This window comes from Parabacteroides gordonii MS-1 = DSM 23371 (assembly GCF_000969825.1).
Lineage (GTDB): Bacteria > Bacteroidota > Bacteroidia > Bacteroidales > Tannerellaceae > Parabacteroides > Parabacteroides gordonii.
In genome coordinates, this window is record NZ_KQ033919.1 from 1611564 (window position 1) to 1627734 (window position 16171).

The following is a 16171-nucleotide window of genomic DNA, read 5'->3' on the forward strand; positions in this document are numbered from 1 at the left end:
TCATGAGCAAGAAAGCACTTTTATTAATCTGCGACGGCTGGGGTATCGGCGACCGTGGTAAAGATGATGTAATCTACAACACTCCTACCCCTTACTGGGATTCACTGTTGGCAACCTATCCTAACTCTCAGTTGCAGGCTTCCGGCGAAAACGTCGGTTTACCTGACGGACAGATGGGTAACTCGGAAGTTGGCCACCTGAACATCGGTGCAGGCCGCATCGTTTATCAGGATCTGGTGAAGATCAATATCGCATGTCGTCAGAACACTATCCTCGACAATCCGGAAATCAAACGTGCTTACAGCTACGCGAAAGAAAACAACAAACAGATCCATTTCATGGGGCTGGTTTCAGACGGTGGCGTTCACAGCTCACTGGAACATTTGTTCAAACTGACTGATATCGCTAAGGAATACGGAATCGACAAAGCATACGTTCATTGCTTTATGGACGGTCGCGATACCGACCCGAAGAGCGGTAAAGGTTTCATCGAACAACTGGAAAACCACCTGAAAGCAAGCAGCGGCAAGATCGCTTCTATCATCGGCCGTTATTATGCAATGGATCGTGACAAACGCTGGGAACGTGTGAAAGAAGCATACGACCTGATCGTGAACGGTACAGGCAAACCGGCAGAATGCATGGTTACAGCTATGGAAGAATCATACGCAGAAGGCGTAACCGACGAATTCATCAAACCGATCGTACACGTGGAAAACGGCAAGCCGGTAGCTACTATCGAAGAAGGCGACGTGGTTATCTTCTTCAACTACCGCAACGACCGTGCGAAAGAACTGACAGTCGTTCTGACTCAGCAGGATATGCCGGAAGCTGGAATGAAGACTATTCCTAACCTGCAGTATTTCTGTATGACTCCGTACGATGCAAGCTTCAAGGGTGTTCACATCCTGTTCGACAAAGACAATGTAGAAAACACATTGGGCGAATTCCTTGCCTCTGTCGGTAAGACTCAGCTCCACATTGCCGAAACAGAAAAGTATGCACACGTTACTTTCTTCTTCAACGGTGGACGCGAAACTCCGTTCGATGGCGAAGACCGTATCCTGGTTCCGTCTCCGAAAGTAGCTACTTACGACCTGAAACCGGAAATGAGTGCATTCGAAGTAAAAGACAAACTGGTTGAAGCGATCTACACCAAGAAATACGACTATATCGTTTGTAACTATGCCAACGGCGACATGGTAGGCCACACCGGTATCTACTCGGCTATCGAGAAAGCGGTCGTAACCATCGACGCTTGCCTGAACGACACCGTTGAAGCTGCCAAGGCTAACGATTACGAAGTGATCATCATCGCCGACCACGGTAATGCCGACCACGCATTGAACGAAGACGGCACCCCTAACACGGCTCACTCTTTGAACCCTGTTCCTTTCGTATACGTAACAGCCAACAAAGATGCTAAAGTAGAAGACGGTATCCTGGCTGACGTTGCTCCTTCCATCCTTCACATCATGGGATTGAAGCAACCGAAAGAAATGACAGGAAAATCTCTGATTAAGTAAATGATTCAAATAGGCGATACATTGGTAAGCCTCGATCTGATCGAGGCTTATTTTCTTTGCGACCTTGCTCAGTGTAAGGGCGTCTGTTGCGTAGAAGGTGATTCCGGTGCACCGCTCGACAAAAGCGAAATAGCCCAACTCGAAAAGGCGCTCCCCATCATTTGGGACGACCTCTCACCCGAGGCGCAGGCAATAATAAACAAACAGGGAGTAGCCTATATCGATTGCGAGGGCGACATCGTGACCTCTATCGTCAACGGCAAGGATTGTGTTTTCACCTGCTACGACAGCGACGGCACCTGCAAGTGCGCCATCGAAAAGGCCTACCGCGCGGGGAAACTGTCTTTCTACAAACCGGTATCCTGCCACCTTTATCCGGTGCGCGTTGCCCAGTACAAAGACTTCCGCGCCGTCAACTACGACCGTTGGAAAATATGCAAAGCAGCCGAACTGCTAGGCCGGAAAGAAGCACTTCCTTTATATAAATTCCTGAAGGAGCCGCTTATCCGTAAGTTCGGACAAAAATGGTATGAGGAACTCTCCCTTGTTGCCGAAGAATGGATAAAGCAGAAAGAGGAAGAAGCAGGCGAACTGTAATACTCTTTCTCATAAAGTGATAATCAAAGGGCTGTCGTTACCAAACGACGGCCTTTTTTTGTAGCTGCAAATCCCCTGTTTCTCTTCCTGAAAACCCACCAAAAACGACCCTTTAACAATTCCCCGCGAAAACCTGAAAAAACGGATGCTGATACACAGGATATTAGGTAACGCGCGCGGGTACATATATATATATAAATAGGGGGAATCGAATACAGGGAGTAATCTGTTGAATAATAAAGGATAGATGACGATATAGGACTGACTAGATAAATCGTTCCTTTTTTTTAGTCATACAAAGGTATGGCTTAATTTTGAATCTGCAATCCTTTTCCAAATTATTTTACCTAATCTATGTGCTTTCTTATCAACCGGATAGCAAAGTTAGTATAAAATTCCCCCTTTTTTACACGAAAGCAATCGACCCCCGAAAAAATGACTAGAAAAAAGGAACGTTTTAGCTAGTCATTTAACGTTTGACAACACTAAGCCTTCCTTTCCGAACAGGCTTTTTAGAAACACTATTATTAATATTAAATTAAAGAATTATGAACAAAAAGTTTTCTACGTTAGTAGCTGCACTGTTAGCTTCGGGTGGATTGTTCTACGCTGTAGACGCAATGATCCTTCCTGCAGGTGACGGGGTAGCTAAGTATGTGACGGCGGTAGCTCAGACTAATGAAGCTGGCGAATTTACGGGCTATACATTCGCTAGCGAAACATTTAATGAGGGAACCTCTTGCATTTGGAAGATGGTTCAGGTTGACGGTGGTAGCACTTATAACCTGACTGCTGCTGCTAGTGAAGAGGCTACTTATTTTTTAGCAGCCGATGCTAAGGGTAATTTAGTTATGCAGGCTAAAGCTGAAGGTGCTTTGGCATTTACGCTGGATGAAACTACGGGCAAGTTAACAGCAGCTGACGGCAAAGTATTGTCTATTGCTGATGGCGTTCTTTCTTTACAGGCTGCAGGTAGTGAGGTTGCGGCTGCTGGTTTGTTTGTAGCAGCAAAAACTCCTGTAACTGAAGCAAAGACAGAGGATGGATTAGCTTTAGGTACTATCGTTCCTACTAAGGATGTGGTTCCATTAACTACGGAAAGCCAGGTGCTGAATTGGAAGGCTGCTGAACCAGATGGTAATGTCGGAGTAACAGGCCTTTCTATTCAGGATGCTAATGCGAAAGAGTATAAATGTACTCTTACGTCGGGAACTGGTGGCTACTACCTTAAGTTTGCAGATGGAAAGTTCTTAAAGCATAATGGCTCTGGAACACTGACAATTGAGGATATAGCAGATCAGCAAAATGATTCTAAAATCACTTTTGATGAAGGAAATGGGTATGCGGTCAAAATAGGTGAGTATTGGTTAAATCTGGATGGTACTGAATTTACTGCAGAGAGTAGCAAAGGCTCCCAGCCTGTTTATCTAACAGAAGTACTGGCTTCAAACACGACAGTGCTAAATGCAGCCAAAGCGGCAGAGGTAATCTTGTTTCATGCAGAAGATGTTTCAAATGTTAGCGGCCAGTCAGTCCTCAAATACAACGCTGCTAAACCTGCTGCTTTAAATGGATGGGAGAACTTGACAAGCACAACACTGAGCGAAGCAGGCCAAGGAAAGTGGTCAATCGCCTCTACTAAGCTTCTGGCTACATCCGGTGCAGAATTAGTTGTTGCTGAAAATAACCAGGCTCCTACTTTAGGAGTAACGGGTACTGCTATTGCTTTTGGAGCAGATTACGCTATCAAACTGGGTGAGAATGTATGGTTGAAGAAGACAGAAGAAGGTCTTCTCTGCTCTACTGAGGAACCTACTGCTGCAGAAAAAGTATATCTGTATAGCGCAGTGGGTCAAGTGATTGAAAACGATAATAATGCTCCTAGCCTGGTTCTTTCTACTTTAAAAACTACAGACGGTGAATCTGAAAACGTAACAGGAACAGTCGCTACCGTTGCTGCTAAATATGCCACTCCTGCCGATAATCTTCCTGGCTTGGATAATGCTACGGTTGATGCAAACGGTCAGGTAACTGCTGTTACAGTAGACGCAGCCGGCAAACTTACTGTTGCTGCTCCTTTCTATTTCAAGAATGGCAATACTTATCTTTCTGTAGTAGTAGAAAAGGATGGTACATTCGCTCTTGCAACAGGTAAAGAGGAGATTAAAGACGCAGAACCTACTGCTGCTCAGTCGGCAAGTGCTTCATGGAAACTGGAAGGTAGCAAACTGATCTCTGTCGCTTCTGAACGCGCAGGCAAGCCGGTGGCATTAGTTGCTGAAAATGCTCCTACTCCGAAATCTCTTTCATCAAAAGCAGGAGGTGAAGTAACATTTAAAACAGCCCCTGTGAAAGACGCTCCGGAGGTTACAATAGCAGCCGGTGGTGCTATTCAGTTTGGTGATATAGAAACTACAGGCGGACTGTATGTATCTACCACATCAATGGATATTACAGATGTAGTAAATACATCAGATGGTATCGTAATTGGCGGAACTCAGAAGTCTAACGAACAGAAGTTGTATACAAGCGTACCTTCTGGTTATGCTTTGGTTGGCGTACAACAGGCTGACAATACTATGGAATATCTGTATGCTGCTCCTGACGGAACTGTTTCAACAGAAGCATTCGATGGTTCTGATTACAAAGGCTACTTGTGGAAAGTAAGTGAAACAAATGATAATAGCATTGCTTATTATTATACATTCACCAGCTTGCAAATGAAGGGTGGCAAAGCTATCCAATGGACTATGTCTGACGGTACGGCTCAACTGACCGGTGGTGTTAAGTATGAAGGTCAGGGCTTTACTTTGTCTCACAAGACAGGTGTTATCACTGCAGACGGCGAAGCTTCAAATGTTCCTGGTGCTAAAAACGCCGTTATCGGTTTCTACGAAGCTCCTATGGCTCTTGTTATTAACGATCAACTGGATGCTATCCTGAATCCGGGCTTCGAAATGACTATTGCAATCGAAAAAGATAGCAAAGACGTTATCGAAAACAGCAATATCTTCAGCGGTAAGATGTATCAGAAAGAAACTCAGGCCGGAAACAGCACGTATGTTCTTTGGGATAACAAAGATGCTAAGGATGCTGCAGCCAAGATGTTGGTATTGAACAAAGCTAAAATCTCCGGCGACAATGCTGTCGGTGCATTTGCATGGGTTACCAAGAAAGAATATGATAAAGATCAGGATGGTGATAAGAATTATGTAAATACATTCAAATTCATGTATGACCTGAGCAATCCTTCAACAGATGTTATCGCTAAGATGATGGTTGGCGACTATACTGTTTCAGTGTTGGAAGTAGATAAGAAATTCTATCTGACCTCTGTTATAAAAGTAACCGACCTGACTAAATTGCCGTATATCAAATTAGGTAGCGACAATGTCTATCCGGTTAAGAATTTGCTAGGCAAACTGTGGAACATCTCTTATGCTGATACGAAAGTAAATGCAAATGCTGATGATGAAGCTTATAAGCTGAACGGTATTGTAGCTGTTACTTACGATAAGGAAGGTTTGGAATATGTATGGAATAAGAGTACTAGCAAGTGGGATCCAACTTCTATCACATCCGTAGCCGACTACGTAGCATCAAGCACAGTAGCCGAATCTGCTCCTGAAGCACAGTGGATGGTAACTGAAGCTAATTTGGGTACAAATACATTCACATTGACAAACCGTGAAAATCCGGCTGTTAAGATCACTGGTATTCAGTTGCGTCTGCGTGATGGCAATAAGTTCGAAGTATATATTACTCCGACTGCAGGTTCTGCTTCTACTTCTGAATCTAACCTGAAGGGTGATAACAACGACATCGTTTACCTGACAGAATCAGTTAAGAAGGACAACTTCCAGGGTTATATGCAGACAACTGAAAATACGTTGAGAAGCAATAACTACTTCTTAGGTCAGTATCATGCTATCGGTGGTAACCACAATGCTTACTTTGTAGAAAATCACGAGAACAGCCACCAGATCGGTGCCGTTGCTGATCAGACAAAGGCTGACAAGTGGAAACTGCACTTCGGTATGAAACAAGACGATAATAAGAAGTATACAAAAGTGGATACTGTATATGTTATCACTGCGTTTGCAACACTGAATAAAGATGGTAATGGTTGGGAAAGCGATGCAAAGAAGATTAAGAGAGATACATTGGCTATCCTTCCGTATGCTTTCCAGAAAGTGTCTAACCGCGAGTTCGTAACATTCGATGCAACTCCGAAGTTCAACTTCTATGCTTGCGACGAAACAAATAAGGATAACGAAACTCAGAAAGCTAAACGTTTCGCTTTGAAGGTTAAACCGAACGGTTACAACTTCGTTGAAATCTCAGGTACTGAAGAAGAAGCTGTTTTAAGTGCAGACAAAATGTATCTGGCCAACAGTGCTGAAAACGGTTCTTTGGAACGTATGCAGACATATGCTGCCGACAACAACTCTGTCATGGTGGTAGAAGCTGCCGATGCATCTGAATATCACAAGATCGCTATCGAATGGGGTGATACTATCAGCTTGTTCCGCAACGAAAACAACTCACAGGTATTGTATGAAAAACGTGACGCTAAGTCTGTTGTAGAAAAAGATACATTGAGCTTCCTGAACATCGACAACACGAACCAGTTCAGTGTAAACCCGGCTATCTTTGCTGATACAGCTTACATCAACCGTTGGGATGCTGATGGCGTATTGAACACTACTTACCAGTACTTACTGGCTGTTAATCCTTCATTCGGCCTGCACACTGAAAACTGCGAAATACCGGGTCACGATCCTATCATCGGTGGCATCGATACAGTTTACGGTCGCTTCCTGGTGAACCTGATCGACACAGCTAACGTATATGGTGTAAATCATATCCATAACAACTGGTATGTAAATGAAAACGAAGCCGGTGAAAAGTTGGCTAAGTTATCATTCGTAGAAGGTTTCCATACAAACGATACACTGTATGTTACTCGTCAGGGTGGCGAAACAGTTAAGATCGGTATGACTGATCCTGCATTCAATGTAGCTAAGTTCGCCTTCCGTTATGTAGATAGCGATGCTAAGACATTCAAGATCCAGACTCAGTTCAAGTCTTACCTGGGCGACAACAAGAGCTATGAAACAGCAGAAGAGTTCGCTAAAGCTTATGCAAATGGTGTAGGTACAGTAAGTGACGAAGGTTACCTGAAATGGATCAACGGAACAGTTGTAGTAACAAATGGTTACGAAAACGGTGATGTATTCGGTATCGAAGAAAACGTTAAACGTAACCCGGTTGCCAACGAAGATGTAACAGTTTCTTCTATCAGCGTAATTGCTTCTGAAGGTAAAGTTATCATCAACGGTGCAGCAGGTAAGAAAGTTACTATCAGCAACGTTCTTGGTCAGACAATTGCCAGCACAGTTCTTTCTTCCGACAACGCTACTATCTCTGCTCCTGCAGGTATCGTAGTAGTAGCCGTAGAAGGTGAAGCAGCTGTAAAAGCAATCGTAAAATAAGTAACTATTTATAATCAATAAATTTAAATTTGACTGCGCGGTTGATGCCCTATACAAGAATCAACTAATTACCCCGTGAGGGCGAACAAGCAGTCGTATTAATACTAAAGTAATGAAATAAAGTTCTTCTGTTCGATCTCTGTGAAGAGCAAAAACAGACAAAAACAAGCCCCGGGGAATTCGTTCTCCGGGGCTTCGTTGTTAGGATGAACTAAACCATCTACTATCCCCATCTGCATATTACATATTTAAAATAATCATCAAGATGAAAAAAAAGAGCCCTCATTGGCATCCCTCACATTGGCATCCCTCACATTGGATGCTCTGGCCGGCGAGATCGAACGTCTGCGCCGGATGAAAGACGAGTGCGGCAAGCTGTCGCGCAGAAACGAACGGAGATTGAAACATGGCAAGTCCCTGCTCCGAAAAAAACTGGGAGCCGCTGTTATCTATCCCGAAGACAAGCAGCATGTGCCCCAGGCGATCTATATTTCCCTCAGCTTCGCACTGAAGGATATCGACCATTCGCTGAAGAACTGTCCCGGCTGCACACACGACGGGCGACTGTTCGGACTGTTTTGCGATATCTTCGGTTTCGAAGTTGCCGAAGCCACCGTCGCCCGCTATTATTACATGGCGGACAAGCACCGGAAACTGGGTAAATAAATATTTTCCCACTCCCCGCAGAAGAAACGACCACCCTGGCCACCGCCATCGGGGAGTCGGGATGCTGTCAGGTACCTTCAGGCACCTTTCCACACCTTCCGGCTTCTCCCGCGGCAACGGCCGGGTGGTCGCTTCCTATGCTTGACAATCAAGAGCGGAAACAGTAGCTTTGTGTATCAGCCAATAAGTTGTATAACCATTAAATTAAGACATTATGAATGCACCCGCCATTTCTTTTTTCGAGCGGCTTTACCTGCCGCCTTCCAAAGCCTACACGCTGGAAGAAATCATTATCCTGATCCGTAGCCGCCGCTGGGAGTACCTGATCGTTGCCTACCGCGCCGCATTGTCGGCAGGCGACCGGGAAGGAGCCCGGGAACAAAAGAAGCAGCTGCCGGGGTTCACACCCTCGGGACTCTTCAAGGGCGGCCACCGGGCTAACCAGCTGGAAGCTTACTCGCAGATCGCAGGACTCGATTTCGACCATGTAGCCAACCCTTCGGGGTTGGCTGCCCGGTTGCGCGGACTGGCTACCACGCTAGCCCTCTTCGTCAGTCCCGGCGGACAGGGGTTGAAAGTATTCGTTGCCGTCGATACCGGTGGTGGAGAACACCCTGCCACCTTCGCGGCAGTGGCTGCCTGCTACGAGCAACTGGCGGGATTGTTCTGCGACCGTGCCTGCAAAGACATCAGCCGTTGCTGTTACGTAAGCTATGATCCGGAAGCTTACTACAACCCCGAAGCCGAGGTTTTCTCCCCTTCCGCCATCGCCCCGGCACAAGTGTTTGTTCACGATTGGCTGCGCAACCATCCGGCCCTCGAGGGCAACCGTAACCAGACAGTCTACCGCCTCGGCTGCGAGGCCAACCGCCGGGGCTTCGGCTGCGACGAGACAGCCACTTTTTGCGCCGCCCTGTTAACCGCCCCCGACTTTACGGAAGAAGAGATCCGTCTGGCATTATCGTCTGCTTACCAGGGAAATAGCGACGAGCGATCTTCCCGCCTACCCGCGTTACGGCCAGAAGCGGCACTTACGGCATCGCCCGTCGTTTCGGGAGAAGAGCTACGCGAATCGACCCCTCTCCTGCCCGCCGACCTGACAGACCATCTGCCGTCGCTCCTGGGTGAGGCCATTCGTTTCTATACCGATCCGCGCGAACGCGACATGGCCTTGCTGGCAGCCTGCACCGTAGCCAGTGCCTGTTTGCCGGGGGTCTGGGGCGTGTATAACAAAAAACGTGTCTATCCCCACCTCTTTACCGTCGAGGTGGCTCCGGCGGCCAACGGCAAAGGGTGTATCAACGATATGCGCCGCCTGGCCGACCGGTATGCTTCGCTGATCGAGATCGAGACGAAGCGGAAAGAAGAGGCTTACCGGCAGGCACAAGAAGAGTGGGAACTGAAAAAGACGACTGCCCACCGGAAAGGCAAAGCGGTACAGATAGCGGAAGCCCCGCTGAAAGAGTCTACCTGCTACTTCCTGATCCCTACCCAGATAACGAAAGCCAAGCTATTGGTGCATCTGGCCGACAACGGCGAAACAGGCGGCCTGATGGTCGACAGCGAGATCGATACCCTGATCAGCGCCTCGCGACAGGATTACGGACAGTTCGACGACCTGCTGCGCAAGGCGTTCCACCATGAGCCGGTAGCTTCGTCGCGTAAGACGGATAATGAAATGATCCGTATCCCCCGTCCCCGTCTGGCCGTGCTGCTGGCCGGGACACCGGGACAGTTTCCGCGCCTGATACCTGATACGGAGAACGGACTGGTGAGCCGCCTGTTGCTCTACACCTGCCGCAGTAAGGCTGTCTGGCAGGATGTGTCGCCCACGGAAGATACGGAAGATTTCGAGTCTCATCTGGACAGTCTTTCCGAAAGGATGGCCGATGCCGCCGAGCTATTGCGTAAACGTCGTTTGCAGGTACGCCTCACCGCGCGGCAGTGGGAAGAGCTGAACCGTCATTTCGGCCGTCTGCTGGGCGAGTCGGATGTGTTTGGCAGCGATGATTTCCTGAGTGTGGTGAAGCGTTACGGGCTAATCACGTTCCGCCTTTGTATGATCTTTACCGCTCTCGATGTGGCCGGCCTCGATTACGGGGTGGACGAACGTTTCTGCAGTGACTGTCATTTCCGGGCGGCGATGGCGATCACCGGGGTCTGTATCGAGCATAGTCGTCTGTTGATGACGCAGTTGCAGGTGGATACCGAGACGCCCGAACTGAGTTGCCCGGACAATTTCCGGAAGATATTCAACAGTTTGCCGGAGCAGTTCACCTTATCGGATCTCTACCCGCTTTGCCAGTCGGCAGGGATCGGCGAACGGGCCGTGCGCCGTTATCTCTCGCGCCTGCAACCGGCCTTCATCACCCGCCTGTCGCGTGGCGTCTACCGCAAAACAGAGGGGATGCCGTAAATGCCGTAAGTGCCGCAATGTTTATTACCTTCCGTTTCCCTACATTTTACCCTATAACCTGTCGCCCGACACCCTATAAGGTGGAAAGCGATACGTTATAGGGTATCAGGAAGCAGGGTATAGGGTAGATAATTTGTACGTCACATACGTATGTGTAATGTAGAAGATCGGAAGATAGCTTCCGGCTGCCCGACTTATTCCGCTTTCCGGATCAGGTCGGCTGTTTGTCCTTCTTCTTTTAGGTAGGTTTCGATATGACGTTTCTTCTTATCTTCAAGAATTTCATTGATGGCGATCAGGATACCAGTTTCTTCCACATCCCCGAACTCGTGGTTGATAGCCGTACCGAATACGCGCATCTTTGGAGAAAGGCTCATGTAGGCATTTACCAGCGGCGGCACGTTGATACCGAACTTACGTACTTCCTGGTTCAGCACCTTGTAATTATCCTTGAAATTATCATACCGGAATAAAGCCTTCATTTTCTCCAGATCCATATCCGTCTGCAGCGGGTAGACAGGTGTCACCAGCCTATCCGCATCTGGGAAATGCATACCCAGGAAATAAAGGATCATGTTGCGGGCTTCCGTATTATAGGTATTATACATCGTTACTTTCCCGAAATAATACTGCAGGCTCGGATCGACGACCGACAAGGCGCCCAGTCCGTCCCACAAATTATCCAGCACGAACAAACCTTTTGCACCGGCACGCGTAGACTGATATTCCAAAGTAACAAAAGAGCGGCCCAACTCGACCGTATAAGGAAGGAATTCTTTATTGAACTTTTCAGAGAAGTTAAACAGGTGTGAAGTAGCCAGCATCGGCTTACCGTTCTCATCGAACTTGACATCCGAACCGCAAAGGAAACGATAACCTCCCAGTATCTGTTCATCTTCCGGACTCCAGACGATCAACTGACGATAGGCATCCTCCATCGTATCGAACTCGTCGATATCTACCGGAAAGCCGGTTCCCCCGCCATAATAACGAAATGCGATTTCACGCAAACGCCCGATTTCCTGCATTACATTAGGCGAGTCATGGGCGGTTACAATATATATTTCATTGTTTGATTTATTCGTGCTGCGGAGCTTCTTCTCTTTCGTCAGTTCCGCCTTAAGGATTGCACGATCAATCGGTTTAATAATGTCTTGCATATAAATAGAGTCTATGATTTCCTGAGATTATAAACAAGTGTTCTTACCCATTCGGCCCATTCGCCCGGCTTCTTACTTGTGTCGAAGGTCTGCCACGGAATAGGCTCCCCGAAATGGATACGGAACGTTTTATGTTTGCACCGAAACATTTCGTCCGGCAGATAAAGCATTTCATAGTTCATTTTAATCCCCAGCGCCTTACGCAGATTAGCCAACCGATAGAAGAAATTGGAGTTCCTTCCTTCGAAATAAACCGGAACGACATCCCGTTTATGTTCGACGGCCTTCTGGATAAACGATTTCTTCCACTCGGGATCTTGTATCTTCCCGTCTATCTTACGGGAACAAAGACCAGCCGGGAACGTCACGATCTGATTATCCAAAGCATATGCTTCATCGATCAACCGGGCATTGTTCTTTCCCTGTGCACCGTGCTTATTGATGGGGACAAAAATGGATCTTAAATTAGACAGGTAGAGTAACAGGTCGTTTACCAGATAGCGGATCTTTCCGTTATAATGCTGGCCGATCACTGCCGACAGGCAGATACCGTCCAGTCCTCCCAGCGGATGATTGGATGCAAAGATATAGCGTCCTTCCGCAGGAATATTTTCTTCATTCACCAGTTCCAGGGTCAGATCAAAGTAACCGATCAGTTCCTTCATAAAATCAACCCCATCCTTATCATGATACCGCGTAAGGATATCATTCAATTCATCCTGGTGAATGGTACGGATCAGATAATTGACAATAAAACCGGGAATTTTGCCGGCCACCGAGGGAGCCTTCTGTTGCAATACCTGTTTTACATCAATTTGTGTAATACCTTCTTGTGCCATGCTACATAACTCTTGTCAGGTGACAAAGATATAGCTAATAATTAAAACTGAATGCATTCGGCAAAAGTTTTTAAGAAGTTTCAATTTCTTCTGTTACCGTTCGTTAGCCCGGATATAAAATAAATCGGTAGTTGCGTCCGTTATACATATATATTATACCTTTTCCGTATGCCCGAATATGAGTCCGTATCCGCCTCCGGCAAATTCATATTTTTTGCATAAGTTGAAACAAAATAATCAATAATTATGTTTTTATACACAAGAACGAAGCTACAACTATTCCTTTCGGAAGGAGAATATAAGGCTAAAGCACTGTTTTCAAAAGGGATATACAAAATAACAGGTGGACAGGCAAACTATATTTAACATAATAAGCCTACGTTTTTTACCTTTTTTGTGTGAATATTAAACTAAAATGAGCGTTATTTGTTCTGTTAAAAAGAGAAAGTATTTCGAATGAGGAAATCGACTATTTGGTTACTCGCTATTGTAATGGCATTTGCATTTGCCGGCTTGCTTTTCCTTCAGGTTAAGTACGTGAGCATCATACTCAAAAAAAGTAGCGAGCAATTCAACGAAACAGTAAAAAGAAGCCTGCATCAGGTATCAAAAAACCTGGAGCTCGACGAAACACGTAAATATCTCGAAGAGGATATCAAGCGTGATGAGAATGAGTATCTGCAAAACAGCCAGGATGCACAGAAGAATCTTGCCCAGACAATCAGCCAGCAGAAATTACAGATACAGGATGCCAACGGAAATATCCTGCATATAGAGCAGTTGCACAGTTTCAGCCAGAAATTCGAACCGCTGTCGTCGCTGGATAAGAAACAGGCATCCAACAACATTGTCAGTACTTCGCAGGATTTGCAGAAAACATTGAAGCGCCGTTTTCAATATCAGGATGCTTTGATGAAAGAGGTCGTGTATAGTATGTTATACACGCCAAACCTTAAGCCTATTCAGGAGCGGGTGGATTTTAAGAAACTGAATAATTACTTAAAAACAGAATTTATTAACAACGGTTTGAACTTGCCGTTCATATTTCTTGTTATTAACAAAGATGGTAAAACAGTGTACCAGAGTGGGGAAATAAAGAAGGAACCTATTGCGTCTGATATCATTACGTATGTATTGTTCCCGAACGATCCTCCCTCGAAGCAGAATTATCTGAAGGTATATTTCCCGACAAAGGGTGATTATATTTCAAGTTCTGTAACATTTATTGTACCGTCTGTCGTCTTCTCGCTGATACTTTTGGTAACGTTCGTCTTTACCATATATATAGTATTCCGCCAGAAGAGACTGTCAGAAATGAAGAACGACTTTATCAACAATATGACGCACGAGCTGAAAACTCCGGTTTCTACGATCTCCCTTGCGGCACAGATGTTGAAAGATTCGGATATTACCAAGAGCCCCGACGTGTTCAAACACATATCAGGAGTTATCAATGATGAAACGAAGCGACTGGGCTTCCTGGTAGAAAAAGTGCTTCAGATGTCGTTGTTCGAACGGCAGAAAGCTGCACTTAAACTGAAAGAAGTAGATGCAAACGATCTGGTGATCAGTGTAGCGAACACCTTCGTCCTGAAAGTAGAAAAGTATGATGGCTCACTCGACATTGACTTACAGGCAACGGACTCGTCCATCTATGTAGATGAAATGCATATCACCAATGTACTGTTCAATCTGATGGACAACGCAGTGAAATACCGCCGCCCGGAAGTGCCGCTTACATTGATGGTTAGAACTTGGAACGATAACAACGGGAAACTGTTGATTGCTGTTGAAGATAATGGTATCGGGATCAAGAAAGAATACCTTAAGAAAGTGTTCGACCGCTTCTTCCGCGTACCTACCGGAAACGTACACGACGTAAAAGGTTTCGGCTTGGGACTGGCCTACGTCCGTAAAATTATCGAGGACCATAAAGGTACGATCCGTGCCGAGATCGGTCCCGGAAATGTTGGAACAAAATTTATTATTACTTTACCTCTTATAAAAAGTTAGTTATGGAAGAAAAACTGAAAATCTTCTTTTGTGAAGACGACGAAAACCTGGGTATGCTATTAAGAGAATACCTACAGGCAAAAGGTTATGTAACTGATCTCTTCTCTGATGGAGAAGCTGGTTACAAAGGTTTCACCAAAGGCAAATATGATCTTTGCGTATTAGACGTGATGATGCCGAAAAAAGACGGTTTCACTCTTGCACAGGAGATCCGTTCAATAAATCCTGATATTCCAATTATTTTCCTTACTGCAAAGACAATGAAGGAAGATATCCTGGAAGGATTCAAAATCGGTGCAGACGACTATCTGACAAAACCGTTCAGCATGGAAGAGTTGTTGCTTCGTATCGAAGCGATCCTTCGCCGTGTGAAAGGTAAGAAGATGAAAGACATTCCTTTCTACAAGCTTGGTAATTTCTTGTTCGATACTCAGAAACAAACACTGGCTATCGGCGACAAAGTAACAAAGCTGACTACCAAAGAATGTGAATTGCTGAGCCTTCTGTGTGCACATGCAAATGAAATTCTGGAACGTAACTATGCACTGAAAACAATCTGGGTAGATGACAACTACTTCAATGCCCGTAGTATGGACGTGTATATCACAAAACTTCGTAAACTGTTGAAAGATGATCCAGGTATCGAAATCATCAACATCCACGGTAAGGGTTACAAACTGATCACTCCTTCAGGAGAAGAACAGGCCCGCGAAGAAGGTATCCAGGTACTTTAATGAACAAATCCCGAAGCTGGTCAGCCATAAGCCGACCGGCTCCGGAAGATGAAATAAGAAAGGCATTGCTGCTCAATGAGCGGGCAATGCCTTTCTTATTATAGATCAATTCAAACGATGTCGGACACTTAGATAGCTGCGCCCTCGAAATATCCGTGTTCTTTAACTACGTTTCCTTTGTCATCGAAATAGACTTTCAACTCTTTCTGCTCGCGGGTCAGCAGGACAACCTTATATTTTACATACGTGCTATTGTTTGACACATAAACCGACTTGATCAGGCAATCCTGATAGACCTTGTTCACCCCTTCCAGCAAGATCTGGGGAATCTCCGTGATATCTATTTCATAGAACTTATCGACTTTCTCTGTTTGCATTACAACATTATCCGGTGTGTTCCGGGCCTGGATCTGTGACATAAATGCGGCGCTAGTGGCGATCATCGCCATTAAAACAATCTTTTTCATACTTTCTTTTTTACCTTAAAAACCTAATACCTTAATTTACCTATTCCCCCATATTTATCAATATCCGTGCCAAAAACAAATGACAAAAGAGATCTTTCGATAACAGGCTGTAAACGCGCGGCTTGCCTCTCTTCAAAATTCTCTGCCGGAAAAGATGAAAAACAGCTCCGGGGCGGAAAGTGTGGAATATTTCCATAACCCATTGGGTAATTCCCCAAACAGCTTCGTCCATAAACCATCCCTATCTCCCGTTTGTTT

General features: G+C 45.7%; 10 protein-coding genes. 7 read left to right on the plus strand and 3 right to left on the minus strand.

What is annotated here, in order from left to right:
* Window positions 1-2 precede the first annotated feature (2 nt).
* From gpmI to HMPREF1536_RS06530, 5 genes are all read left to right on the plus strand, one after another.
* Entirely contained in the window at window positions 3-1526 is a 1524-nt protein-coding gene (gpmI, locus tag HMPREF1536_RS06510) for a 2,3-bisphosphoglycerate-independent phosphoglycerate mutase (RefSeq protein WP_028727129.1), read from the plus strand.
* Window positions 1527-2123 carry a DUF3109 family protein gene (locus HMPREF1536_RS06515; RefSeq protein ID WP_028727130.1) on the plus strand — a complete coding sequence of 199 codons (597 nt, stop codon included), beginning with the start codon at window positions 1527-1529 and terminating at the stop codon, window positions 2121-2123.
* A 548-nt stretch (window positions 2124-2671) separates the two neighbouring features.
* A complete protein-coding gene (locus HMPREF1536_RS06520; RefSeq protein WP_028727131.1) occupies window positions 2672-7618 on the plus strand; it encodes a DUF6383 domain-containing protein in 4947 nt (1648 codons plus the stop codon).
* A 285-nt stretch (window positions 7619-7903) separates the two neighbouring features.
* On the plus strand, window positions 7904-8284 hold the full coding sequence (locus tag HMPREF1536_RS06525) for a hypothetical protein (RefSeq protein WP_028727132.1): 381 nt from the start codon (window positions 7904-7906) through the stop codon (window positions 8282-8284).
* A gap of 214 nt (window positions 8285-8498) precedes the next feature.
* Window positions 8499-10700, plus strand: coding sequence for a DUF3987 domain-containing protein (locus HMPREF1536_RS06530; protein ID WP_028727133.1), 2202 nt, complete (start codon window positions 8499-8501; stop codon window positions 10698-10700).
* A gap of 194 nt (window positions 10701-10894) precedes the next feature.
* Here HMPREF1536_RS06530 and HMPREF1536_RS06535 read toward each other — a convergent pair whose 3' ends face one another.
* Together HMPREF1536_RS06535 and HMPREF1536_RS06540 are read right to left on the minus strand one after the other, a co-directional pair.
* Window positions 10895-11860, minus strand: coding sequence for a glycine N(alpha)-acyltransferase GlsB (locus HMPREF1536_RS06535; protein ID WP_028727134.1), 966 nt, complete (start codon window positions 11858-11860; stop codon window positions 10895-10897).
* Between the two features lie 11 nt (window positions 11861-11871).
* Window positions 11872-12699 (minus strand): lyso-glycine lipid O-acyltransferase GlsA, encoded by an 828-nt coding sequence (locus tag HMPREF1536_RS06540; RefSeq protein WP_028727135.1) that lies wholly within the window; start codon window positions 12697-12699, stop codon window positions 11872-11874.
* Between the two features lie 456 nt (window positions 12700-13155).
* On the opposite strand from HMPREF1536_RS06540, the gene HMPREF1536_RS06545 reads away from it, so the two are divergent.
* Window positions 13156-14712 carry a sensor histidine kinase gene (locus HMPREF1536_RS06545; RefSeq protein WP_028727136.1) on the plus strand — a complete coding sequence of 519 codons (1557 nt, stop codon included), beginning with the start codon at window positions 13156-13158 and terminating at the stop codon, window positions 14710-14712.
* Window positions 14713-14714: 2 nt separating this feature from the next.
* A complete protein-coding gene (rprY, locus tag HMPREF1536_RS06550) occupies window positions 14715-15446 on the plus strand; it encodes a response regulator transcription factor RprY (RefSeq protein ID WP_005861388.1) in 732 nt (243 codons plus the stop codon).
* A gap of 128 nt (window positions 15447-15574) precedes the next feature.
* Here rprY and HMPREF1536_RS06555 read toward each other — a convergent pair whose 3' ends face one another.
* Window positions 15575-15913, minus strand: coding sequence for a hypothetical protein (locus HMPREF1536_RS06555; protein WP_028727137.1), 339 nt, complete (start codon window positions 15911-15913; stop codon window positions 15575-15577).
* Window positions 15914-16171: the final 258 nt, after the last annotated feature.